The following is a 22,759-nucleotide window of genomic DNA, read 5'->3' as shown; positions in this document are numbered from 1 at the left end:
GCGTTCCTCGTTTCGGGCTGGAGGGGTTATCGCGTCGCGAGACCGAGGCACTCCCGCACCAGCTGGTACGGCGGCTCGGCGACGAGGTAGAAGTGGTCCCCCCGGACGTTGCGCTCCTGGAACGTCCCCCCGGTCAGCTCCGCCCACGGCCGCCGGTCGGCGTCGACGTCGGCGTCCCCGACGATCGACGTCACCGGGCAGCTCAGCACCGGCTCGGCGCGGTGGCCGTAGGCGTGGAACATGCGGCCGTCACTGCGGATGTAGGGCAGCACCAGCTCCTGGAACAGCGGGTCGGCCGCCAGCTCGGGATCGGTGCCCCCGAGCGCGGCCAGCCTGCTCGCGGTGGTGTCATCGTCGTCGTCGGAGTCCTCGGGAGGCGGCCCCGGGTAGGGCGCGTGCCTGGCCCCGGACGCGAACAGGTGGGCCGGCGCCACCCCGGCCGCCTCGAGGCTCCGGGCCGTCTCCAGCGCCACCACCGCCCCCAGGCTGTGCCCGAACAACGCGATCGGCCGGTCCGCGATCGGCAGCAGCGCCGCGGCGATTTCGCGGCCGAGCCGGGCCAGGTCGTCCGGTGGCGGCTCGTCGAGGCGTTCGGCGCGGCCGGGGTACCGGACGGCGTGCACTTCCATGTCCGTGAGGTGCCGGCCCCAGTCCCGGAAGAACGACGCCGACCCGCCGGCGTGCGGGAAGCAGACGAGCCGCTGCCGCGGGTCGCCGTGGGCGACGGTGCACTGCAGCCAGACGTCCGGGCGGGCCGTCATTTCCCCGCACCTCCGCCCACGCGCTGCCGCCGGGCCCGGACCGCGCTCGCCCGCCGGGCGGCGGCCTGCCGGGCGTCCGACCGGGACCGGCCGTCCTGGGCGCCGGTGTCCCGGATCAGCGCGGCCTGCTCGGACACCGTGGTGTGGCGGAAGAGCTGGACCACCGACGGCCGGATCCCGGTCCGGCGTTCCAGGGCTTCCTGCAGCTGGAACATGGTGAGCGAGTGGCCGCCGAGGTCGAAGAAGTTGACTTCGGCGGGCACCTCCGGCAGTTCGAGGACCTCGGCCCAGGCCGCCGCCACCTTGCCGACCGTGTCGCCGGCCGCGGTGGCCGCCGGGACGGCCGCGGACTGCGTGGTTTCGGCCATGGCCTGCAGCGCGTTCCGGTCGATCTTGCCGGTGACGGTCTGCGGCAGCCGGTCCAGCGGCCGGATCCGGCCCGGCACGGCGGCCGCGGGCAGCCGGGCCGTCAGCGCGGCCCGCACGGCGTTCGTGTCGATCGCGGCAGCGGCGATGACGAACGCGGTCAGCGCGGGCGGGTCACCCGCGGCCACGACGACCGCGTCGTCGATCCCGGGTACCGTCCGCAGCGCCGCCTCGACCGCGCCGAGTTCGACGCGGTGGCCGCGGATCTTCACCTGGTGGTCACGGCGGCCGAGGAACTCGAGCTGGCCGTCGGCGTCGCGGCGGACGATGTCACCGGTGCGGTACATCCGGGCACCTTCCGCGAAGGGATCTTCGACGAACACCGCGGCGGTCGCGTCCGGCCGGCCGAAGTAGCCGCGGGCCACGCCGCGGCCGCCGATGTACAGCTCGCCCTGGGTCCCGTCGGGCACCGGCTGCCGCCGGTCGTCGAGCACGTACAGCCGCGCTCCGGGCACCGGTCCGCCGATCGACACCGGCCCGGGCGCGTCGAACCGGCGGTAGCTGGCCCAGACCGTGGCCTCGGTGGGGCCGTACTCGTTGACGAGCGCGACGGCACCGGCGTGCACGGCGAAGTGGCGGTCCACCAAGGCTTGCGGCAGGGGCTCGCCGGCCACGATCACGGTGTCGAGCGTGCTCATGCCGCGGCCGCCGAGCCGCGCGGAGGCGTCGAGCAGGACGCGGTAGAGGGACGGCACGCACAGCAGCCGTGTCACCCCGTGCCGCTCGATCAGCTCCAGGAGCCGTACCGGATCGCGCACCTCGTCCGGGCGGGCCACGACCACGCTGCCCCCGGCCGTCAGCGTGCCCCAGAGCCCGGCGACCGAAGAGTCGAACGCCAGCGGTGAGACGAGCAGGAAGACCGGCGCGCCCGGGTACACCGCGTGGCGCGCCTCGGTGGACGCGGCCAGCTGGCCGTGCTCGACCAGGACGCCCTTCGGTTCGCCGGTGCTGCCCGAGGTGTAGATCAGGTACGCGGGGTCGTCCGCGGTCACCGGAACCGGCGGCAGCGGGCGTTCGCTGCCCTCGGCTGCTTCGTCCGCGCGGATCACCGGAAGCCCGCTCCCGGCCAGGCGGTCGACCGTTTCGCCGGTCACCACGGCCGCGGTCACCCGGGCGTCGGCCAGCACGGCGGCGATCCGCCCGTCCGGCTGGGCCTGGTCGAGGGGGACGTAGGCGGCGCCGGCCCGCAGCACCCCGAACGCCGCGGCCACCATGGCGGTGGACGGCTCGGCGAGGACGGCGACGCGGCTGCCCCGGCCGGCACCCGCCGCGGCCAGCCGGGCCGCGATCCGGCCGGCCCACGCGTCCAGCTCGCGGTAGCCGGCGCGGTGGCCGCCGCTGAGCACCGCCGCCCGGCCGGGGTGCGCGCGCGCGAACCGGGCGATCAGTTCGGGCACCGGGGTGCCGCTGCTGCCGGGCTGCCGGACCCGGTCGTCGGTCTGGTGCGGGGCTGCCACAGGAATCTCCTCCACTGGTTGGCCGAAGCTCGGGCCGGTCACGCCGGCGGATTCAGCAGGGCGCGCACGATCTCCGCCTGCCGGCCCAAGGTCCGGCCGGTGAGCATGGCGCGCAACGGGACCTGGACGCCGAGTTCCTGCTTGACCTTGCGGGCCAGCTGCGTGATCAGCAGGGAATCGCCGCCCAGCCGGAAGAAGTCCGACTCGTCGGTGAGGTCGGGTTCGCCGAGCAGTTCCGCCCACAGCGCGGCCAGCAACGCGGCCGGCTCCGGCGGCTCGGGGGCGGCCTGCTCGGCGGGGACGTCCTCGGGGGCCGGCTGCCGGCCGTCGACCTCCGGCGCCAGCCACCGCGGCCCGGCGAAGGCGTAGGACGGCAGGTGGACCAGGCCGCCCTCGGCGCACAGCTGCGCGGTGTCCAGGGGCAGGCCTTGGGTCCACAGCGTGCCGAGCGCGGTCAGCAACTCTTCGGCCGGCCGCGCGGTGCGGGACGGCGACAGCGGGACGGCGTCGAGCATCGCCGACAGCGCCTGGCCGGGGCCGACTTCGACGAACACCGCGCCGGGCAGCCGCGTCCGGATCGCTTCGGCGGCCGGGGCGAACCGGACCGGCCGCCGGGCCTGGCGCACGAACAGGTCGGCGTCGGCCCGGGCGCCGGGCAGCACGAGCTCGCCGGTGGCGTTCGCCGCGAACGGCACCGCCGGGGTGCCCGGCACGACGCCGTCCAGCGCCGCGGCCAGGCTCGGCAGCGCCGGCTCGACGAGTGCGGAGTGGAACGCGTGGCTGGTCCGCAGTTGCTTGCTGAAGACGCGGTCGCCCAGCCAGGCGCGGAACTGCGCGGCCGCCGCGGCGGTGCCGGCGAGCACACAGGAGTCGGCCGAGTTGACCGCCGCCAGTTCCAGTGCGCAGCCGGACTCCGCGAGCAACTGCGTCGCGGCGGCTTCGTCGCAGGCCACGGCCACCATGGCGCCGGGCGGGCAGGCCTGCATCGCCCAGCCGCGGGCCGCGACGAACGCGGCGGCGGCCGGCAGGGCGAACACGCCCGCGCAGCAGGCGGCGGTGAGCTCGCCGAGGCTGTGCCCGAGCAGGGCGGCGGGCGTCAGGCCCAGCGCGGTCAACGCCTGGGCCGCGGCGTATTCGACGGCGAACAACGCGGGCTGGGCCAGCTCGGTCGCTTCCAGCTCGGTCGCGGGGAAACCCGGGTCGAACAGGGCGGCCCGCACCCGCGTGGCCAGGTCTGGCGCGAACGCGGCCAGGCATTGCTCCAGCGGCTCGGCGAAGCCCGGCAGCACCTCGGCGAACGGCCGGGCCATCCCCGGCCGCTGGACGCCCTGGCCGGGGAACACGAAGACGGTCGGCGGCGGCCCGTCGGCGGGCCGCCTGCCGCGGACGAGGCCGACGCCGCCGGTGATGCGGCCGGCGACCTCGGCGCTGGTCCGGCCGGTCACGGCGGCGCGTTCGGACAGCATCGCGCGGCCCGCCGCGAGCGTGTGCGCGACGTCGGCGAGGTCGGGGTTCTCCTTCACCAGGTGGTCGCCCAGCGCCCCGACCCCGCGCGCGAGCGCGTCCGGATCGGCCGCCGACACCAGGACCAGCCGGCTGACGTCGCCTTCCCGGCGCGGGACCGGCGGCGGTTCCGGGGCCTGTTCGACGAGCACGTGGACGTTGGTGCCGCCGATGCCGAACGAGCTGACCCCGGCCCGCCGCGGCGTCGGACCCGACCACGGTTCGAGGCCCGACGGCACGTACAGCGGCGAATCCGCGGTCTCCAGCAACGGGTTGAGCCGGGTGAAGCCGCCGACCGGCGGGACGGTCCCTTCGCGCACCACCAGCAGCGCCTTGATGAGCGCGGCGAGACCGGCGGCGGCGTCGAGGTGGCCGGTGTTGCCCTTCAGCGCCCCGACGGCGATCTGGCCGGCACCGGCGCCCCGGTCCCGGTAGGCCGCCGACGCGGCGGACCACTCGATGGGGTCGCCGACCTTCGTGCCCGTGCCGTGGGTTTCCAGGTACCCGACGGACGCGGCGTCGACGTCGGCCGCGCTCAACGCGGCCTCGATCGCGGCCTGCTGCCCGGACGGCGAAGGGGCGTAGTACCCGGCCTTCGCCGCGCCGTCGTTGTTGACCGCGCTGCCGAGGATGACGCCGTGCGGCTCGATGCCGTCGTCGAGGGCGTCGGCCAGCCGGCGCAGGACCACGCAGGCCACGCCGGATCCGGCGAGCACGCCGTCGGCGCCGGCGTCGAACGGGCGGCAGGCGCCGGACGCCGACTGGATCCCGCCGGCGACGTGCACGTACCCCGCTTGCGGGAAGTCGATCCCCGCGGCGGCCACCACGGCCTGGTCGCAGTCGCCGTTGAGCAGGGCCTGGATCGCCAGGTGCAGCCCGACCAGCGAGGACGAGCAGGCGGTCCGCACGCCGATGGCGGGGCCGGTGAGGTCGAGCTTGTAGGCGATGAGGCTGGCGATGAAGTCCGGCTCGGTGCCGTGGATCGCCTGGTCGAGGACCTGCGGGTCGAGCGGGCCGCGCGCGAGCATGGCGCGCAGGTAGCCGCTGCCGCTGTCCGAGGCGTACACGCCGGTGACCGGGCCGTCGCCGAGCGGCGCCCGGCCGGCGTCTTCCAGTGCCGCCCACGCGGCCTCGAGCATCAGCCGGTGCTGCGGGTCCATCAGCTCGGCGTCGCGGGCGCTGAACCGGAACACCGTGTGGTCGAACCGGTCCGCGTCGGCGAGGTGACCGCGGACGGGCACGTAACCCGGGTCGCCGAGCTCGGCGGCCGGGACCCCGGCGCGGGCCAGCCCGGCCGTGTCCAATGTCGTCGTCAGCACCTGTCCCGAGGTCACCGCCGACCAGAGTTCGGTGATGCTCGCCGAGCCGGGAAACCGGCCGGACATGCCGGTGACGGCGATGTCGAAGGAACGATCGCGGGCCATCTCACCCCCAGAGTCGGAACTTTCCCCAGGTTGCCTCATTAGGCAATCGCTGGCAAGCTGTTGACAATTGTTGGCAATAGCTTGCGGCGATCCGACCTGGGGGCGAGCGTGCAGCCAGATCCGCAGTGGACGACCGAGACCGGGCTGCACGAGGCGGTGGCCCGCACGGCACGGCACCGGCCCGGGGCCATCGCCCTGGTTTCCGGCCACCGGGCGGTCAGTTACGGCGAACTGGACCGCACGGCCGACGCCTGGGCGGCGAGCCTCGGCACCGGAGCGGGCGACCTCGTCCCGATCACCCTGCCGCGGAGCGTCGAGCTGGTGACCGCGCTGCTCGCGGTGCTGAAGACCGGCGCGGCCTACGCCCTGCTGGACCCGGCGTGGCCGGCCGGGCGCCTGCGCGAGGCGATCCGGCAGCTGGACCCGCCGCTGCTGGTGACCCGGCCCGGCGGGGTCGAGGTGCCCGGGCTGCCGGCGTGGACGCCGCCGTCGAGACCGGACGGCGTGCCCGGCTTCCGGCCCGCCGCCGTCGGTGGTTCGGCGCCCTGCTGCGTCTTCTTCACCTCCGGCACCACGGGAACCCCCAAGGGGGTGCTGGTCCCGCACCGGGCGACAGCGCGGCTGTTCCGGCCCGGCACCTTCGCGCGGTTCTCGGCGGACACCGTGGTGCCGCTGGCGGCGCCGGTGCCCTGGGACGCGTTCTCGCTCGAGCTGTGGTCCGTGCTGCTCAACGGCGGGACGAGCGTCATCGTCGACGAGCCGTTCCTGTCGGCGTCTTCGCTGCGCGACGGGATCGGCCGCCACGGCGTCGACACGGTCTGGCTCACCAGCAGCCTGTTCAACATGATCGTCGACGAGTCCCCCGAGGCGTTCGGCGGCCTGCACCAGGTCATGATCGGCGGGGAACGCCTCTCCCCCGGGCACGTGGCCCGGTTCCTGCGCCGGCATCCCGGGATCACGCTGCTCAACGGGTACGGCCCGGTCGAAAGCACGGTCTTCGCCACCACCCACCGCATCACGCCGCCGGACTGCGACCGGCCCGGCGGGATCCCGCTCGGCCGGCCGGTCCCGGGCACCGAGGTCCACGTGCTCGACGGCGGGCGGCCGTGCGCACCGGGCGAGACCGGCGAAATCTGCCTCGCCGGCGACGGGCTGGCCCTGCGGTACCTGGGGCCGCCCGAACTCACCGACGCGAAGTTCACCACCATCCGGCTCGAGGGGCGGCCACTGCGGCTCTACCAGACCGGCGACCTGGGCGAGTGGGACGCGGACGGTGTGCTGCACTTCCGCGGCCGCGCCGACCGGCAGGTCAAGATCCGGGGCCACCGCGTCGAACCGGCCGAGGTGGAACGCCAGATCGAACGGCTGCTGCCCGCCGTGCGCACCTGCCGCGTCCTGGCCCGCCGTGACGACGGCGGCAGCGTCCGGGAGCTGCTGGCGTTCTGCGTGCCCGCCGCCCCGGACGGGGCGATGGCGACGCTGCGAGCCGCCCTGCTGCCCCACCACCGGCCGTCGGCGCTGATCGCCGTCGACGCCTTCCCGGTGACGTCCCAGGGCAAGCTCGACGAACGGGCGTTGCTGGCCATGGCCGAAGAGCCGGCCGAGGCGGAACTTGCCCCGGCGCACGAGGATCCCCTCGTCCGCCTGGTGGCGGAGACGTTCGGCGCGGTCCTCGGCCGTCCGTCCGTACCCGCCGACGTGCCCTTCACCGACCTGGGTGGCGGCTCGCTGGACGCCGGGCGGGTGTGCGCCCGGCTGACCGGCCGGCTCGGCCGCGCGGTGCCGGTGTCCCGGCTCTACCAGCACCCGACCGCGCTCGCGCTCGCCGGCTGGCTCGGCACGTCCCCGCCGCCCGCACCGCCCGAGGCCGACGATGGGACGCCGCTGACGCCGATGCAGCTGGTGTTCCTGACCCGGCAGCTGCGGGATCCCGCCGACCGGACGTCGCACTGCCTGCTCACCTGGGTCGTCGAAGGCGAACTGGACCACGCGGCCCTGGCAGGGGCCATCGCCGAAGTCCACCGGCGGCACGAGCCGCTGCGGGCCGCGTACCTGCCCGACCCGCGCCCGGCCGCGCAGGTCGTCGACATCGAGCCGCCGCCACTGGAGTTCCTGCCCCGGCAGCCCGGCGTCGAGGCGGCGGTCGAGGCGCTGCGCGAGCTGCTTTCCGAGCCGCTCGACCCGACGGCCGGTGACGTCTGGCGGACGGCGCTGGCCGAGGTGGACGGCGGTTCCGTCGCCGTCTTCGGCTGCGTGGTCCACCACATCGCCTTCGACGGACGGGCGGAATCGGTGCTCGCATGCGACCTGGCGGCCGGCTACGAGACCGCGCGCGGCGGAACTCGCGCCGCCGCACCGGAGCCGGTGACCTTGGCGGCTGCCTACCGCGCCTACGCCGCACGGCTGGACGGTGCCGCGGCGCATCACGCCTCCCTGCGGGAGGAACTAACCGGTGCGCCCGACCTCCGCTGGCCGGACGGCGCCACCGAACCCGCTTCCGGCTGCGTGGTGGAAATCCCCCTCGCCGCCTCGGTCGTCGCCGCGGTGGACGCGCTGGCCGCCGCGTCCGGGGTCAGCCGGTTCGCCGTGCTGCTGACCTGCTACGCCACCAGCCTGGCCGAAGTAACCGGCCAGGACGACTTCGTCGTGGGCGTGCCGGTGGTCCAGCGGGACGCGCCGATCCTGGAACGCGCCATCGGGTGTCACATCACGATGCTCCCCCTTCGCCTGCGCGGCATCAGTTTGGCCGGGGTCGGCGCGGTAGGGCGGCTCACGGAACGGGCCTTCGCGGCGCAGGACGTCCCGTTCCCGGACCTGCTGCGGGTCGCCGGCACCCGGCCGGGCGAGCGGCACCCGCTGTTCCAGACGGTGTTCGCACTGCAGGACAACCCGGTCCCGGAGCTCCGGCTCCCCGGGCTGAAGACAACCTTCCTGCGGCAGCCCTACCTCGACCTGCCGCTGGAGTTGCACACCGAACTCTGGCCCGCCCCCGGCGGCGGCCTGCTGCTGACCGTCCACTTCCGGCCCGAGTCGGTGCCCGAGGTCACGGCGCAAGAAATCGCCAAGCGCTTCGCCGACCGCACGCACACCCTCCGCTCAGGACAGGCGAAATGACGACGCTCACGGCACACCCCGGCAGCCTCGCCGACCCGCGGACGCACGCCGCCGGCGACGCCCACGCGATCTGGCGGTGGATGCGCGAGAACGCCCCGGTGCACTGGCACGAACCCGGTCACCTGCCCGGGTTCTGGTCGCTGACCCGCTACGACGACGTCCGCGCCGCCTACCGCGACCCGCAGACCTTCAGTTCCCGCAGCGGGGTGCTGCTGCGGCCGGCCGAGCTGGGCCGGGACCCCGGCGGCGGGCTGACGCTGGCCCTCACCGATCCGCCGCGGCACAAGCAGCTGCGGGCGATCGTCGCCGACTGGTTCACCGCGCGCTCGGTCCGCGGCCTGGAAGACGCGATGCGCACGGCGGTCAAGGCCGTCCTCGCCCGGGCGCTCGAACAGGGCGAATGCGATGTGGTGCACGACATCGCGGGCCGGCTGTCGATCTACGTCATCGGTCATCTCGTGGGCGTGCCCGAAGAAGACCACGAGACGCTCTTCCGGTGGACCAACGAAGCGTTCGCGGCCCATATTTCCCTGGCCGCGCACCAGGATCTGATGCGGTACTTCATCGCGCTGATGGACCGGCGGATGGCCGAGCCCGGCGACGACCTGGTGAGCGCGCTCATCGGCGGCACGATCGACGACCGGCTGCTCACCGAAGAGGAGATCCTGCTCAACTGCGAAAACCTGGTCGGGGCCACGGAAAACGGCCGCCTCGCCCTGGCCGGCGGCATCCTGGCGCTGCTGCGCTACCCGGAACAGTGGGCTCGGCTGACGGCCGAGCCGGACCTGCTGCCCTCGGCGGTCGAAGAGATCCTGCGGTGGACTTCCAGTGCGACGCACAGCATGCGCACCGCGACGGCACCGGTCGAGGTCCGCGGCCACCGCATCGAACCCGGCGACCGGGTGGTGCTGTGGGTGCCGTCGGCCAACCGCGACGAGACGGTGTTCTCCGCTCCCGACCGCTTCGACGTCGCGCGCAAACCCAATCGGCACTTGGCGTTCGGCGGCGGCGAGCACTTCTGCCTCGGCGCCGTCCTGGCCCGCGCGGAGATGCGGATCCTGTTCGGCGAATTCCTCGCCACGGTGGCGAAGTTCGAGCTGACGGGCCCGGTGGAGCCGGTGGCCTCGATCAACGTGGGCGGCCCGGAAACCCTGCCGATCCGGCTGACCGGGAAGTAGCTCAGAGGAACTGGCCGCTGGCCAGGTAAGGCGCCGGTTCCGGCATGCCCCGCAGGGCGAGGTAGCCCTCCTGGCCGATGTCCAGGCGCGCGGCCAGGCCGACGTCGACCGCCCACTCGTTGGCCGTCGTGATGCAGTTGACCAGGGTCTCCCCCGGTGACGACGCCAGGCTCTCCCACAGCAGCTTTTCCGCCGTCTCACGGTCCTCTGCCGCCAGGAGGGCCGGGCGGCCGCTGCCGTCGATGTACACGTACCCGCGCCTCCGGGAGACCACCAGGCGGTTGTTGTCCAGCAGGTACTTGTGGTCCGGGCCGTGGCCGGCGCCGCGGCGCCGCTCGTCCAGCTCGTCCATCCAGCCGAAGTCGCCTTCGCCGCCCTCGTCCAGGCCGGTGATCGCCGGGAGGGTCGCCCGGTCCACCGTGCCGACCATGCGCATCTGCGGGTACAGCGAAAAACCGGCCAGCCGGTAGCGGCGGGTCGCCCCCGGGTGCACGGTCGAGGAGAACAGCCCGGCGCGATCGCCGGCGTGCGCCAGCGTGGCGTCGATCAGGCGCTTGCCGATGCCCCGGCCCTGGTGGCCCGGCAGCACGCCGTAGGTCGCGAGGTACCACACGCGGCCGCGGTTCTGGGAAATCGCGAACCCGACAATTTCGTCACCGTCGGCGGCGACCCAGCAGCCTTCCGGATCGACCTCGAGGAAGTAGCGCATCCGGTCGATCCACTTCTTCGTGCCTTCTTCCGACCGCGGTTCCGGTTCGGGTTCGCTGACCCGGCGGTCGCGCGCGTCCGCTTCGAGGAAGACGGCGTCGGAAGTGCGTTCGGCTTTCGGCAGATCTTCGACCCGCAGCAATCGCACCGCTGGCTGATTCACGCGTGCAGCTCCTCATTCCGGTCGGCCGGCCGGTCGGGGAAATCCCGCACCCGGCGGATCGGGCCCCACAACAGGATCAGCGAGCAGCATACCAGCGCGCCGGTCATGATCCACATCGTCGGGCGGAGGCCGATCCGGTCGCCGAGGAAACCTCCCAGAATCGCACCGACCGGGATGGTGCTGTATTTGATGAACGTCGTCGTCGCCACCACCCGGCCGAGCAGGTGCGGCGGGCAGTACGCCTGCCGGAAACTGTCGAGGGAGATGTTTCCCGCGACCAGGCTGCCGTCCACCGCCAGCAGGCCGACGAAGAAGAAAAGAACACCCAGATCGGGGCTTGCCAACGGCATCAGCAATCCGAACGGCGTCGCGACGAACCGGCCGATCAGGAATCCGCGCGCACTCCCGAACCGCCGCACCAGCGGCCGGACGACGAACGCGCCGAGGATCCCGCCGACCCCGCCCGCGGCCACCAGCAGGCCGACGACACCGGGGCTGACCCCGACCGTCCGGATGAGGAACGCGACGTAGATCGACTGGTACCCGTCCAGCGTGAGGTTCGCCATGGCGCCGTACAGCACGATGGGCTTGAAATAGGCGTCCTTCAGGACGAAGTGGAGTCCCTCCCGCATTTCCGTGCGGAGCCCGGTGCGCGGCCGGCTGCGGGTGTCCTCGGGCACCGGCGTGCGGATCCGCGTCATGCAGAAAGCCGACACCAGGTACGCGCCCGCGTTGACGAGCACGCCGGTGGCGGCGCCGAACGCCTGGGCGATGAGCCCGCCGGCGCTCGGCCCGACCATCAGCATCGCCGACTCGCTGCCCTGCAGCTTCGCGTTGCCCTCCATCAGGTCGCGTTCCCCGACGAGCAGCGGGAAGTAGGCGTGGTAAGCGGTGACGAAGAAGACCGTGGCACCCCCGGTCACCAGCGCCACCACGAGCAGCTGGCCGATCGTCAACGCCCCCGCGTACCACGCCAGCGGCACGCTGACCAGCAACGCCGCCGACACCAGCCCGCAGGTGATCAGCACCGGCCGCTTCGGCAGCCGGTCGACCCAGGCGCCGGCGGGCAGGCCGATGAGCAGCCACGGCAGCCACACGGCGGCGGCCAGGAACCCGAGCATCAGCGGGCTCGAATCCAGCACCGTCACCGCGACCAGCGGCAGCGCCAGCCCGGTCGCGTTGCTCGCGAAGACGCTGGTGGTCTCACCCGCCCAGAACAACCGGAAGTCCCGGTGCGCGAACAGGCTCCGGCGGGCCGCGCCGCCGTTCCCCGGTTCCCCCGCCCGGTCGGCCGTTTCATGCATGAACAGACACCTTAGCCGGGGAAATCCCGGTTCGCCGCGGAATCACGGGCGGTCGATGCTGGCCGGCCACTTCGCCGGCTCGTCGACCCGGGAAACGAGCGGGATGTCCCGGATGTCGCCGTGCTTGAGCACCCACAGCAGGAAGCGCTCGACCCCCATGCCGAACCCGGCCGTGCGCAACGGCTTTTCGTACTTCATCTGCACGTACCAGGAATACTCGTTTTCCGGCACGTCGTGCATGGCCAGCGCCTTGCGCACCTGTTCGCCGGTCGCGTGCCGTTCCCCCGAACCGACGACCTCGCCGATGCCGAACAGCAGATCGGCGTTGCGCGCGCTGCGGTGCCGGTCGTCTTCGAAAGCCTGGTAGAACGGCACCACGAGGTGGTCGAAATGGGTCACCCAGGTGAATTCGCCGACCCGCCGCATCAGTTCCAGCTCGCCGGCCCGGGTGAGGTTCCGCCCGGCGTCGCCGGTGACGACGTACCGCGGGTCGTTGCGCAGCACGCGGACCGCTTCGTCGAACGTGACGCGGGCGAACCGCTCGTGGCCCACCATGCGTTCGAGGTGCGAGACGTCGCCGCGGCCGGCCGCCAGCCGGCCGCCGTGCCGGTCGAGGATCGCCGCCGCCAGCGCCTTGACGTACCCCTCGACGTAGTCGACGAGGTCCTCCAGGCCGCCGGGGATTTCGGCTTCGCTGTGGGTGAACTGGCCGAGGTGCGTCGGGTCCGGGACCTCCCGGCGGAACGACGGCATGATCGTGTACCCGCCGCGCGCGGTCAGCTGGCAGCCGTACTCGAGCAGGAACTGCATGGAGTCCGGCAGGTAGGTGTCGACGCCGTTGACCGTCACCGGAACGGGGTTGGTGTCGCTGCCCAGCCCGGACGGGCAGGTGATCGTCCGGGTGGTCAAGGGCAGGTACAACGCCTTGAGCCCGCGGGACCCCGCGTACTCCACGGTGGCGGTGAGGATCGTGTCGTGCAGGTCGGTGACGAGCCGGTACCACGGTGAGCGCACGGCTTCGAGGAACGCGCCGTGGGTGTTGCCGTAGGTGCCCGGGGGCGTCAGGGCGGTGTCCGTGATCGACAGAGACAAGGCAGGCACTCCTGTCGTGTGGTTCCTCATACCGGCTGCTGGCTGTGCGGGCGGATGTTCTGGTTCGCCCGGAAGACGTTGGCGGGGTCGTAGCGCGCCTTGACCTCCGCCAGCTTCGCGTAGCGGACGTCGCCGTAGACGTCGAGCACTTTGCCGTCGGGCTCGTCCTGGAGGTAGTTGACGTAGGCGCCGCCGCGGCCGGGTTCCGCGACACCGGCGATCGACGCCCGGGCCCAGGCGATGTTTTCCGCGTCCTGGGCGGGATCCAGCCAGTGCGCCGACACCGTGCAGATGTACGGCGCGTCCCGGCCGGGGAACGCGGACTCGGCGTCGGGGAGGTCGAGGATGGCCCCGCGCAGGTATTCGAAGTCGATGGCGGACCACGGCGACCGGATGTCCGCGCAGGCCGCGGCCAGCCCCGCGGACGGCAGGTCCCCCAGGTAGCAGGACTTGGTGTAGTACCGGTGTCCGTGCGGTTCGCTGTGGTCGCCGAGGGCCTGCAGCTGGGCGTAGGAAAGCACCCGCTCCCGGGACACGGCCGGGCGCAGGGGTTCGAACAGCGCCGCGTTCGCGGCCGGGCCGTCGGCCGGTTCGCCGAGCCAGACCGACGTGAGCGCGAGGACGGGCGTGCGCCGCAGTCCCACCGGGATCCAGTCCTCGTCGCTCGCGATCTTCAGGCACCCCACGGCGTGCTGGTCCGGCCCCTGCGCTTCGGCGAACCGCGCGTACTGGTCGAGCGCAGCGACGGCGTCGTCGAACGGGTAGAGGCCGGCCCGGTGGTGAACGGGTCCCGCTTCCCGCAGCCGCAGCGTGAAGCGGGTGACGACGCCGAAGTTGCCGCCCCCGCCGCGCAACGCCCACAGCAGGTCCGGGTGCTGCGCGGTCTCGACCACGCTGCCGTCGGCCAGGACCACTTCGGCCGCGAGGACGTGGTCGCAGGTGAGCCCCCACTTGCGGGCGAGCCAGCCGTAGCCGCCGCCGAGCGCCAGCCCGGCGAGCCCGGTGTGCGAGACGACCCCGGCGGGGCACGCCAGGCCGTGCGGCGTGGTGGCGGCGTCGACGTCCCGCAGCAGCACCCCGCCCTGTGCGTGCGCCACGCGTTCGCCGGGTTCGACGACCACCTGCCGCATGAGCGAGAGGTCGATCAGCACGGCGCCGTCCGCGACCGCGGTGCCGGCGACGTTGTGGCCGCCGCCGCGGACGGTCACCGGCAGGCCGGCCGCCGCCGCGAACCGCAGGGCCGCACGCACGTCCGCGGTGCGCGTGCACCGGACGATCACCGCGGGCTCGCGCAGGTGCATCGCGTTCCAGACGCGGCGCACCTCGTCGTAGGAGGGGTCTTCGGGGGTCAGGACCGGGCCGGCGCAGTCCGCGCGCAGTCCGGCCACCCCGGGGGTTCGTCCCGCCACCGCCGTCACCCGACCGGCCGGGGCTCGGGAGCGCGGCCGTTGACGCGGTGGCCGGCTTCGTGGATCCCCACCATGATCTCGATGACCCGCTCGGTGAGGTGGCGCCGGTGGTCTTCCGGGGCCGGGTACCAGCCGGGGCAGTTGTTGAACTCGATGATCTTGTGGCCGTCGGGGGTCGGCAGGAAGTCCAGTCCCGCCATGGTGACCCCCATGACGCGGGCCGCGCGGGTGCTGACCTCGACCAGCTCCGGGGGTGGCGTGACCATGTGCACGGTGGCGCCCTGCTTGGCGTTGCTCTTCCAGCCCGTCGACCGGGGCACCCGCCGCATGTTCAGCGGGGCCTCGTCGCCGACGACCGTCACCCGCAGATCGCCGTCGGGGTGCGGGTAGTACGGCTGGCAGACCAGCCGTTCGTACTTTTTCAGCAGGCCCTCGACCAGCGCGCTGTCGTGGCCGAGGTTCCGCACGCGCTCCACGTCCGCGCCGCCGAGGCCGAACGACGGCTTGACCACGACCTCACCCCAGTCGGCCAGCGCGGCGGCGACGTCGGCCGGGTTCCGGCAGCACCGCGTCGGCGCGATGGGCAGCCCGGCGGCGCCGAGCCGCTGCAACGCCAGCAGCTTGCTCTCGGCGTTGAGGTAGACGTCGGCGGGGTCGAGCACGGTCACCCCCGGCACCTGGCACAGCAGCCCGTAGCGCTCGTGGTCGGACTGGGCCTGCTCGTACCGGATCTGTGCCCGCGAGATGATCAGGTCGAACGCGGTGGCCGGTTCGCCGCCGATCGTCGTTCCGACGGCGCCGGCGGTGAGGTCGCAGGACACGTCGCCGAGGAAGAACACGCTCGTGTCGTGCCCGAGGTCCCGCCCGGTCCTGGCGAGCTCGGGAGAGTCGGGATCCTCGTGATCCCACGCCACGATTCCGATGCGCATCGGCTGCCCCCTTGACCAGGTAACGCACAGTTGGCAACTTATTGCCAGGATTGTGCCATCAGTTTGTCACGCTTCCGGACCGGTTGGCAAGCGGGCCGGCCGTCGTTCGGCGACGGCGCTGACCGCGACGATGACCGCGGTGATCGCGCCACCGCAGCCGATCGCCACCGCGGGCGAGAGGGTGCGCAGCGCGAGCGCCGACGCGGCGGCGACCACGCTGTAGCCGATGCCGGTGGCCGCGTACATGATCGAGTAGCCGGCGGCGTGGGCGGCCGCGGGCAGCCGTTCCCGCAGCGACAGGTTCCGCGTCACCAGCACCGCGGCCTGGAACAGCCCGCCGAGCGCGAGAGTGGCGCCGATGCCGGCGACGCCGGGCAGGACCGCCACCGCGCTGAGCGCGGCCGTGGTGACCACCAGGCACACCAGGCTCTGCCGGGACGCGCTGCCGGGCCACCGCCGCCTGCCGTAGACGACCCCGCCGGCCACGCTGCTCACCCAGAACACGACCAGCAGCGGGCCGACCGTGGCGACGCTCAGGCCGCGCGACTCGATCAAGGCGGGCAGGACGAGTTCGATCGTGGACACCATGGCCATCGACGCGGCGGCGGTGAGGTAGACCGGCCACGGCGCGGCGAGCGTCTTCGCCGTCACGCGCACCGCCGGGCCGGTGTCGTCCGGGACGCTCTCCGGCAGCCGGAAGACGACCAGGCCGAACGCCAGCAGGTTCAGCGCCCCGGCGACCGCCATCGGCGCACCCGGCCCGGCGCCGACGGCGAGGAACGCCACCACCGCCGGCGCGCCCGCCCAGATCAGGCCGTTGAGCATCACCTCGGCGCTGAGCACCTTCGCGACGTCGTCCTCGGGCACCAGCCGGGTCAGCAGGGCCCGCAGCCCGCCGGGCGACGCGGCGGGCGCGAAGCCCGCGACGAAGGTGAGGGCCACGACGACGGACGTCGGCAGCGCCGGGCCGAAGGCCAGCCCCAGGTAGCAACCGGCGGCGACGCCGAAGGCGAGCAGCAGGTGCGCCTTCGTCCGCTCGGCCCGCAGCCACAACCCGAGCACGGGCGCGCCGATCACCTCGGCCAGCACCCAGATCGCGGCCAGCGTGGCCCCGAAGGCGTAGCCGCCGGGCAGCCCGCGGGCCAGGAACACCAGCGCCAGCGGGGCCATCGCGATCGGCAGCCGGGCGGCCACGGCGGTGGCGGCCCAGACGAGCACCGGCGCGGTCGCGATGCTCCGGTAGCCGGTCGGGCTCGTCCCGGGGCGGCGCTCAGCGCGGGAAGAGCTCGGCAACGGCCTGCTCCATCCGCTCGGCCTCGGCGAGGTCCCGGCCGACCAGGCACGCTTCGCCGCCCGTGCCGTCGGAGCGGGTGCCGTGAACCGGGACGATCACCCCGGTGCGCGTCTCGGGGTCGTAGGCCAGCCCGGCGGCGGCCAGTTCGCGGCGGGCGACGGCGAAGGCGGGGAACGCGCATTCGCGTTGCTCGACCAGGCAGCGGTCGGCCAGGTAGTCCCGGCCCACCACCCGCTCGCCGATCGCGAACAGGTGCGTCGATCCGCCGTACCGGCCGTTGAACTCGTTGAACAGGACCCGGCCGTCCGGGGTCAGGATGGCGTCGACGTTGACCAGGCCGCGGTACCCCATCGCGCGCATCGTCCCGGCCAGCGCCTCCAGGTGCACCAGGAACGCGCCGAACGCCTCGGTGCCGGAGTCGGGCGGCGGCACCGGGATGATCACGCCGTCGCACACCGGGTTCATCCGGATCCGGCCGTACCCGAAGATCCGCACGGACTCCTCGGTGATCGCCGCTTCGCCCCAGATCGGCACCGAACCGGCCGCGTACTCCTCGAACACCGCGCGGCGGCGCTGCCCGCCGGTGTACCACGGCCAGCGCCGGGTCAGGTGCTCGGCGACGGCGGCGCGGTCGGCGACGAGTGCGTGGTGGGCCGCGCCGATCGCCTCGACGCCGTCCCCCGTGCTCAGCACCTCGTTGCCCAGGCCGCCGCTGCTCACGTCCTGCTTGGCGATGGCCGCCCGGCCGGTGCGGAGCAGGTCCCAGACGAAGTCCACCGCCTCGGCCGGGGTTTCGGTGACGATCCCCTCGGGAATCGGCAGGCTCGTCCCGGCCGCGATCGCGCGGAAGGTGACCTTGCTGTTGAGCAGCTCGTTGCCGCCCTGGTCCATGAACCCGAAGCCGGGCGTGCCCTTGTCCAGCCCGAGCTGCCGGATCAGCCGGTTGACGTAGCCGTCGAGGTAGAACGGCTCGGCCCGGTCGATGCCGCGGTCGCGGACGATCCCGCGCAGCCGCTCGACGAAGCCTTCGTCTTCGAACCGGTCGCGGGTCAGCACCTCGCCGCCGCGGCCGGGCGGGGGCACGACGATCTCCAGCGCGTCCTCCTCGAGCCCGGCGAGCGCCGTGGCGTAGGCCAGGAAGTCCGGATCGGGCTCGACGGCGAGCACCAGGACGTCGCCGGGTTCCGCGCCCCAGATCATGCGCTGTCCCTGGCTGCCGGCGTGCCGCAGGGCGTCCGCCGGGATGTTCGCCAGTTCCGCTTCGTTGCCCCAGTTGCCGATCACGAGCCTGGCCATGGACGACCCCCTGATTTGCCGTGCAGCCGAAACCGTCGCGCTGATCGACCCTGCCACAGGTTGCCAGCATTGGCAATTGGCGACCGCGAACGCCGGTCCGGAAACTTGCCATCGTGTTGCCAACGGGGCAATCTGGAGCCCGCACCCCCGAGCCGCACCGGAGGCAAGCCGTGTCGAAACTCCTCGTCGGCAACTGGTCCCACGAAGCCGAACTGGCGAACCTGGCCGAGCACGAGCGCACGCACATCGGCAGCCAGGGGCAGCGGATGCTGTGGAGCGCCCGCCCCGGCGACGTCGTGCTGCTGCCCACCGCGCCCGACGCCCGGTTCCTGTCCTACGTCACCGGACTGCTCGGCTTCCCGGCCGAAGCGGTGCACGTGGTGATCCCGCCGCCGGGGCACCTCGGCGCCGTGCTGACGCGGGACCGCCTGGCCGGTACCGGCTTCCTCGCGGAGCTGGCCGAGGTGGTCCGCGACCGCGGTGTCGACCGCGTCGAGGCGTTCTACTTCGACGCCTACGTCAACCGGCTGGTCCGGCAGCTCGGGCTGGACAAGGGCACGCCCGGCTTCGGGTTCCTGGAGCAGGGCGGGCACGAGCTGCTCAACAGCAAGGTGGCCTTCCGCGCGGTGGCGGCCGGGATCGGCCTGCCCGTCCCGGACGGCGTCGTGACCGACCGCCCCGAGGACGCCGTGGCGTTCCTCGCGGACCTCTTCGCCGCGGGCCGGCCGGCGATCGTGAAGAAGGACGTCCACGTCGCCGGGATGGGCAACGAGGTCCTCACCCCGGTCGACGGCGTCGAAGCCGTCGGCACCCGGCACCGCACCGTGCTCACCGGCCACCAGGCGCTCGTGACGCACGTGCGGCAGCGCTGGCCCTGGTACACCGACGGCGACCGCCGCCGGGTGGTGCTCGAGGAGTACGTGCCGGAGTCGGCGTCGCTGTGGGGTGAAGCCGAAATCACCGAGGACGGCGCCGAGGTCTACGGCTACGGCGAGGTCCGGATGAAACCGGTGATCGACGGCGTGGACATCCCGGCGGCGCGCCGCGGGCCGGCCGACCCCTTCCTGACCGCGCTCGGAAAACTCGCCGGAGTCATGGGGGCGATGGGGTACCGCGGCCTGGTCAACATCGACGCGATGCTGACCCCGGACGGCCGTCTGCTCTTCAACGAGTTCAACGCCCGCTTCGGCGGCTCGACGCACCTGTTCCGGATCGGGCAGCGGGTGGTGGGCGGCCGCTACCTCGAGGACCGCTGCCTGGTCGAACGCCGCACCTGTGCCGTTCCCGCCTTCGACGAGGCGCTGGCCGAACTCGCCCGGCGCGGGCTCGCCTACGACCCGGCGACCCGGACCGGCGTCGTGATCCCGGTCTACGGCACCGATCCCGGCGGGACCGGCGGCGAAGCGTGCCTCGTCGCCGAGGACGCCGAAGCCGCCCGCGCGCTGGAACACGAACTGACGGCCGCGTTCCCGGGCTGACCCGGGGCGTTCGCCACCATCGAACCGGAGGTTCGCCGTGTACTGCACCGCCATCGCCGACCTCGCCGCCCTCGGCAGGCGGCTGCCCGACTACCTGAGGGTGACGTGCACGGACCGGACCGTGCTCGTCGACGTCCCCGAAGCCGAGTTCCGGATCAGGATCACCCCGGCCGGGTCGGAGAAGGTCGCGAAGTTCTTCGCCATCTTCCGCGAGGACGCCCCGGCGGGCGGCACCTGGTGGTCGGAGTGGACGGCCACACTGCCACCGGGTGCCCCCGCCGCGGAGGTGAGCGAAGCGCTCGCCGCGCACATCACCCGCCAGCGCCGGCTCTTCACGCGGCTGCTGCTGGAGGCCGCGCCGGTCAGCGGACCGGGCCGGTGACGCCCTCGACGTGGTGCCGGTGCCACAGCGCGAAGCAGATCAGCACCCACAGCCGGCGCCAGTCGAAGTCCGCGCCACGCCGGTAGTCGCGCAGCATGGTCAGGGCCGCGTCCCGGTGCACGTAGGCCCCGATCTGCGCCTCGGCGAGCACGGTTTCCGCGAAGTCGTACAGCTCGTCGCGGAGCCAGAACCGGATCGGCACCGGGAACCCGAGCTTGGCGCGGCCGGCGACGGCGGGCGGGACGAGCTCCGCGACGGCGGCCCGCAGGGCGACCTTCGTCGTGTCCCGGCCGATCTTCTCGCCCGGCGTCAGCGGCGCCGCCGCGGCCAGTACCCGCCGGTCGAGGAAGGGCACCCGCAGTTCGAGGCCGTGCGCCATCGTCATCCGGTCGGCCTTGGTGAGGATGTCACCCGGCAGCCAGAGCCCGAGGTCCACCGACTGGCGGACCGCCACCGGGTCCAGGCCCGCGGCCGCCGCCCGCCGGCGCAGCGGCTCGGCCAGGTCCTCGGCCGAGCCGTCGGTCAGCGGGCTGATCGACGGCAGCTCCGCCGGCGCGTAGACCTGGTCCGCCCCCAGATAACCCGGTCCCGTCTCGCGGTAGACGTGGTAGCCGCCGAACAGCTCGTCGGCGCCTTCGCCGGAGAGCACGACCTTCACCTGTTTGCGGGCTTCCCTGGCCAGGAACCACAGCGCGACCGCGGCGGCGTCGGCGAACGGTTCGTCGAACTGCGCCAGGATGCCGGGCAGGTGCGCGGCGAACTCGTCGGCGCCGATGACGTACGGGTTCGCCTTCAGCCCGAGCGCGTCCGCGGTGGCGAGCGCGTGCTCGATTTCGCTGTAGCCGTCCCGGCCGAAGCCCACCGTGAACGTCTGCAGGTCGCTGCGGTGGGCCGACGCGAGCGCGCACACGGCGGCCGAGTCGACGCCGCCGGACAGGAACGAACCCAGCGGGACGTCGCTGCGCAGGTGCGCGGCCACCGAGTCCGCCAGCGCGTCGCGGATGCGCCGCGCCCGGTCCGGCGTTGCCCGGGATTCCGGGCGCAGCGCCGGGTTGGCGTACCGCCGCACCTTCAGGCCGTCGTCCGCGCTGAAGGTGAGGTGGTGTCCCGGGGGCAGCACGCGGATCGCGGGCGACAGCGTTTCGGGGCCGGGCACGAACTGCAGCGTCAGGTACCGGCGGACGGCGGCGGTGTCCACGGGACCGTGCGCGCCCGGCCGGGAGAACGCTTTCTTCTCCGAGGCGAACCGCAGCAGCGAGCCGTCCCGGTGGTAGAGGAACGGCTTGATGCCGAACGGATCCCGGGCGGCGAACAGCGTGCGGTCCCGGGTGTCCCAGACGGCGAAGGCGAACATCCCGCGCAGCCGGTCCAGGCACGCCGGCCCGTGCGCGGCGAACAGCTCCAGCAGCACTTCGGTGTCACACGCGGAATCGAGCGTCACCCCGGCGTCGACGAGCTCCCTGGCGAGCGCCGGGGCGTTGTAGATCTCGCCGTTGAAGACGATCCGGTAGCGGCCGTCCGCCGAGGCCATCGGCTGGTGCCCGGCCGGCGACGGGTCGACGATCGCCAGCCGGCGGAAGCCGAGCGCCACGCCGTCGCCGGTGTAGTGGCCTTCGTCGTCCGGGCCGCGGTGGGCGAGCAGCCGGGTCGCGTCACGCACCCACGTCCCTTCGGCCGCCGCCAGCGGTGCCGGACCGGTCACCCCGCTGAAACCGCACATGTCCCCTCCTGTGTCGTCAGGTCGCGGAGCCGACCAGCCCGGCCCGCACGGGCGGCACCAGCTCGCCGGCGCCGTAGCGCAGCACGTCCGTGGCGGGCAGGCCGGTTTCGCCGGTCAGGCGCCGCAACGCCGCCCTGGCCTCGTCGTCGCCGAGCCCGGCGGTCACCACCGACAGCCCGATCACCCGCGGCGCGCGGTCCGGTTCGGCCCACCGGGCCGCTTCTTCGTTGATTTCGATCGCCCGCCGCAGCGACGGCAGCGCGACCTGGGGCAGCAGGCCGAGCGCGGTGCGCCGCAGGTCGTGGCACAGCACCATGGCGTCGGGCCGGGTGCCGTGCAGCAGCCCGAGCGTCACACCCGAATAGCGGGGGTGGTTGAGCGCGCCCTGGCCTTCCACCAGCACGACGTCGTGCTCCTCGGTGGCGCGGAAGACGGCGTCCTCGACCGTGCTGTTGAGGAAGTCGGCCAGCAGGCCGTCGACGGCGACCCCGCCGCCGGAGATCATCATCCCGACCTGGCCGGTGGCGAGGAAGGCGGCGTCGGTCCCGCCGGCCCGCAGCGCCCGCTCCAGCTCGAGCATCGTCGTCATCTTCCCGCTGGAGCAGTCGGTGCCCACGGCCAGCACCGTGCGGCTGCCGGGGCGGTGGTCGCGCAGGTGCACGATCGGGCGCCCGTCGGCGTCGAACGGCGTGAAGTACTTGTCCTCCGGTGCCTTGCGCAGGTCGTGGACCACCGCGCCGGTGCGCCGCGCGACGGCGGCCAGGTCCGGGTCCGCCGAGATCAGGAAGTGCATCCCGTTGACGACGTGCACCCCGGCCTCGAGCGCGAGCCGGATCTGGTCCCGCCAGTACGGCTGCAGTCCCGCGCCCACCGGTTCGTCGGCGAGCAGCACGGCGTCGGGCCGGAATCCGGCCAGCGCCGCGGGCACGTCCGCGACCACCGGGATTCCCAGTTCGGCGGGGAAACCGGCGACGGTGGCCGCGTCCCGGCCCGCGGTGGCCCGGTCGATCACCGCCACGATGCGTTCGGGCCGGTACCGCAGCAACGCCGTGAGCGTCTTCGACGGCTCGGGCAGGATTTCGTCGTCGGCGAGCACGGCGATACGGCTCAGGTCGTCCATT

The 22,759-nt window shown here is 73.5% G+C and carries 16 protein-coding genes; 4 read left to right on the top strand and 12 right to left on the bottom strand.

Annotation, left to right across the window (positions count from 1 at the left end):
* Positions 1-26: 26 nt before the first annotated feature.
* The 3 genes from OO60_RS02065 to OO60_RS02055 are packed head-to-tail and all read right to left on the bottom strand — an operon-like array spanning position 27 to position 5,571.
* Positions 27-761, bottom strand: coding sequence for a thioesterase II family protein (locus OO60_RS02065; RefSeq protein WP_003103882.1), 735 nt, complete (start codon positions 759-761; stop codon positions 27-29).
* Complete coding sequence (locus tag OO60_RS02060) at positions 758-2,644, bottom strand: non-ribosomal peptide synthetase (protein ID WP_209441368.1); 1,887 nt, start codon at positions 2,642-2,644, stop codon at positions 758-760. The genes OO60_RS02065 and OO60_RS02060 overlap by 4 nt, the downstream gene beginning before the upstream one ends.
* 38 nt (positions 2,645-2,682) lie before the next feature.
* Positions 2,683-5,571, bottom strand: a complete 2,889-nt coding sequence (locus OO60_RS02055; protein WP_033260686.1) for a type I polyketide synthase — start codon at positions 5,569-5,571, stop codon at positions 2,683-2,685.
* 81 nt (positions 5,572-5,652) lie between these two features.
* Between OO60_RS02055 and OO60_RS02050 the strand changes: the two genes are divergently transcribed.
* Together OO60_RS02050 and OO60_RS02045 are read left to right on the top strand one after the other, a co-directional pair.
* On the top strand, positions 5,653-8,685 hold the full coding sequence (locus OO60_RS02050) for an AMP-binding protein (RefSeq protein WP_240490799.1): 3,033 nt from the start codon (positions 5,653-5,655) through the stop codon (positions 8,683-8,685).
* A complete protein-coding gene (locus tag OO60_RS02045) occupies positions 8,682-9,863 on the top strand; it encodes a cytochrome P450 (RefSeq protein ID WP_003104682.1) in 1,182 nt (393 codons plus the stop codon). Before OO60_RS02050 ends, OO60_RS02045 begins: the two co-directional genes overlap by 4 nt.
* A 1-nt stretch (position 9,864) precedes the next feature.
* On the opposite strand, the gene OO60_RS02040 is transcribed toward OO60_RS02045, so the two are convergent.
* The 7 genes from OO60_RS02040 to OO60_RS02010 form a co-directional block, all read right to left on the bottom strand.
* A complete protein-coding gene (locus OO60_RS02040; RefSeq protein ID WP_205624234.1) occupies positions 9,865-10,734 on the bottom strand; it encodes a GNAT family N-acetyltransferase in 870 nt (289 codons plus the stop codon).
* On the bottom strand, positions 10,731-12,038 hold the full coding sequence (locus OO60_RS02035) for an MFS transporter (RefSeq protein ID WP_003104668.1): 1,308 nt from the start codon (positions 12,036-12,038) through the stop codon (positions 10,731-10,733). The genes OO60_RS02040 and OO60_RS02035 overlap by 4 nt, the downstream gene beginning before the upstream one ends.
* Positions 12,039-12,080: 42 nt before the next feature.
* A complete protein-coding gene (locus OO60_RS02030; RefSeq protein WP_420835575.1) occupies positions 12,081-13,139 on the bottom strand; it encodes an amino acid--tRNA ligase-related protein in 1,059 nt (352 codons plus the stop codon).
* A 17-nt stretch (positions 13,140-13,156) separates the two neighbouring features.
* Positions 13,157-14,539, bottom strand: coding sequence for an FAD-binding oxidoreductase (locus tag OO60_RS02025; protein ID WP_205624233.1), 1,383 nt, complete (start codon positions 14,537-14,539; stop codon positions 13,157-13,159).
* Positions 14,540-14,544: 5 nt separating this feature from the next.
* On the bottom strand, positions 14,545-15,468 hold the full coding sequence (locus OO60_RS02020) for an ATP-grasp domain-containing protein (RefSeq protein ID WP_003104663.1): 924 nt from the start codon (positions 15,466-15,468) through the stop codon (positions 14,545-14,547).
* A gap of 66 nt (positions 15,469-15,534) precedes the next feature.
* Positions 15,535-16,761: an MFS transporter gene (locus OO60_RS02015; RefSeq protein WP_003104658.1), complete on the bottom strand. Its 1,227-nt coding sequence runs from the start codon at positions 16,759-16,761 to the stop codon at positions 15,535-15,537.
* Positions 16,739-18,058: a preATP grasp domain-containing protein gene (locus OO60_RS02010; protein WP_003104656.1), complete on the bottom strand. Its 1,320-nt coding sequence runs from the start codon at positions 18,056-18,058 to the stop codon at positions 16,739-16,741. Before OO60_RS02010 ends, OO60_RS02015 begins: the two co-directional genes overlap by 23 nt.
* A gap of 170 nt (positions 18,059-18,228) precedes the next feature.
* Between OO60_RS02010 and OO60_RS02005 the strand changes: the two genes are divergently transcribed.
* Complete coding sequence (locus OO60_RS02005; protein WP_003104654.1) at positions 18,229-19,536, top strand: preATP grasp domain-containing protein; 1,308 nt, start codon at positions 18,229-18,231, stop codon at positions 19,534-19,536.
* A gap of 37 nt (positions 19,537-19,573) precedes the next feature.
* Positions 19,574-19,918 carry a hypothetical protein gene (locus OO60_RS02000; protein ID WP_003104653.1) on the top strand — a complete coding sequence of 115 codons (345 nt, stop codon included), beginning with the start codon at positions 19,574-19,576 and terminating at the stop codon, positions 19,916-19,918.
* Here the strand turns inward: OO60_RS02000 and asnB are convergent.
* Positions 19,899-21,638 (bottom strand): asparagine synthase (glutamine-hydrolyzing), encoded by a 1,740-nt coding sequence (gene asnB / locus OO60_RS01995; RefSeq protein WP_033260685.1) that lies wholly within the window; start codon positions 21,636-21,638, stop codon positions 19,899-19,901. The two genes, OO60_RS02000 and asnB, sit on opposite strands and share 20 nt — an antisense overlap.
* A 16-nt stretch (positions 21,639-21,654) precedes the next feature.
* Positions 21,655-22,758, bottom strand: a complete 1,104-nt coding sequence (locus OO60_RS01990) for an N-acetyltransferase DgcN family protein (protein ID WP_051767615.1) — start codon at positions 22,756-22,758, stop codon at positions 21,655-21,657.
* Position 22,759: the final 1 nt, after the last annotated feature.

This window comes from Amycolatopsis vancoresmycina (genome assembly GCF_000716785.1).
GTDB lineage: Bacteria > Actinomycetota > Actinomycetes > Mycobacteriales > Pseudonocardiaceae > Amycolatopsis > Amycolatopsis vancoresmycina.
The sequence above is the reverse complement of the archived record's forward strand: the minus strand, read 5'-3'. Positions and strand labels throughout refer to the sequence as shown.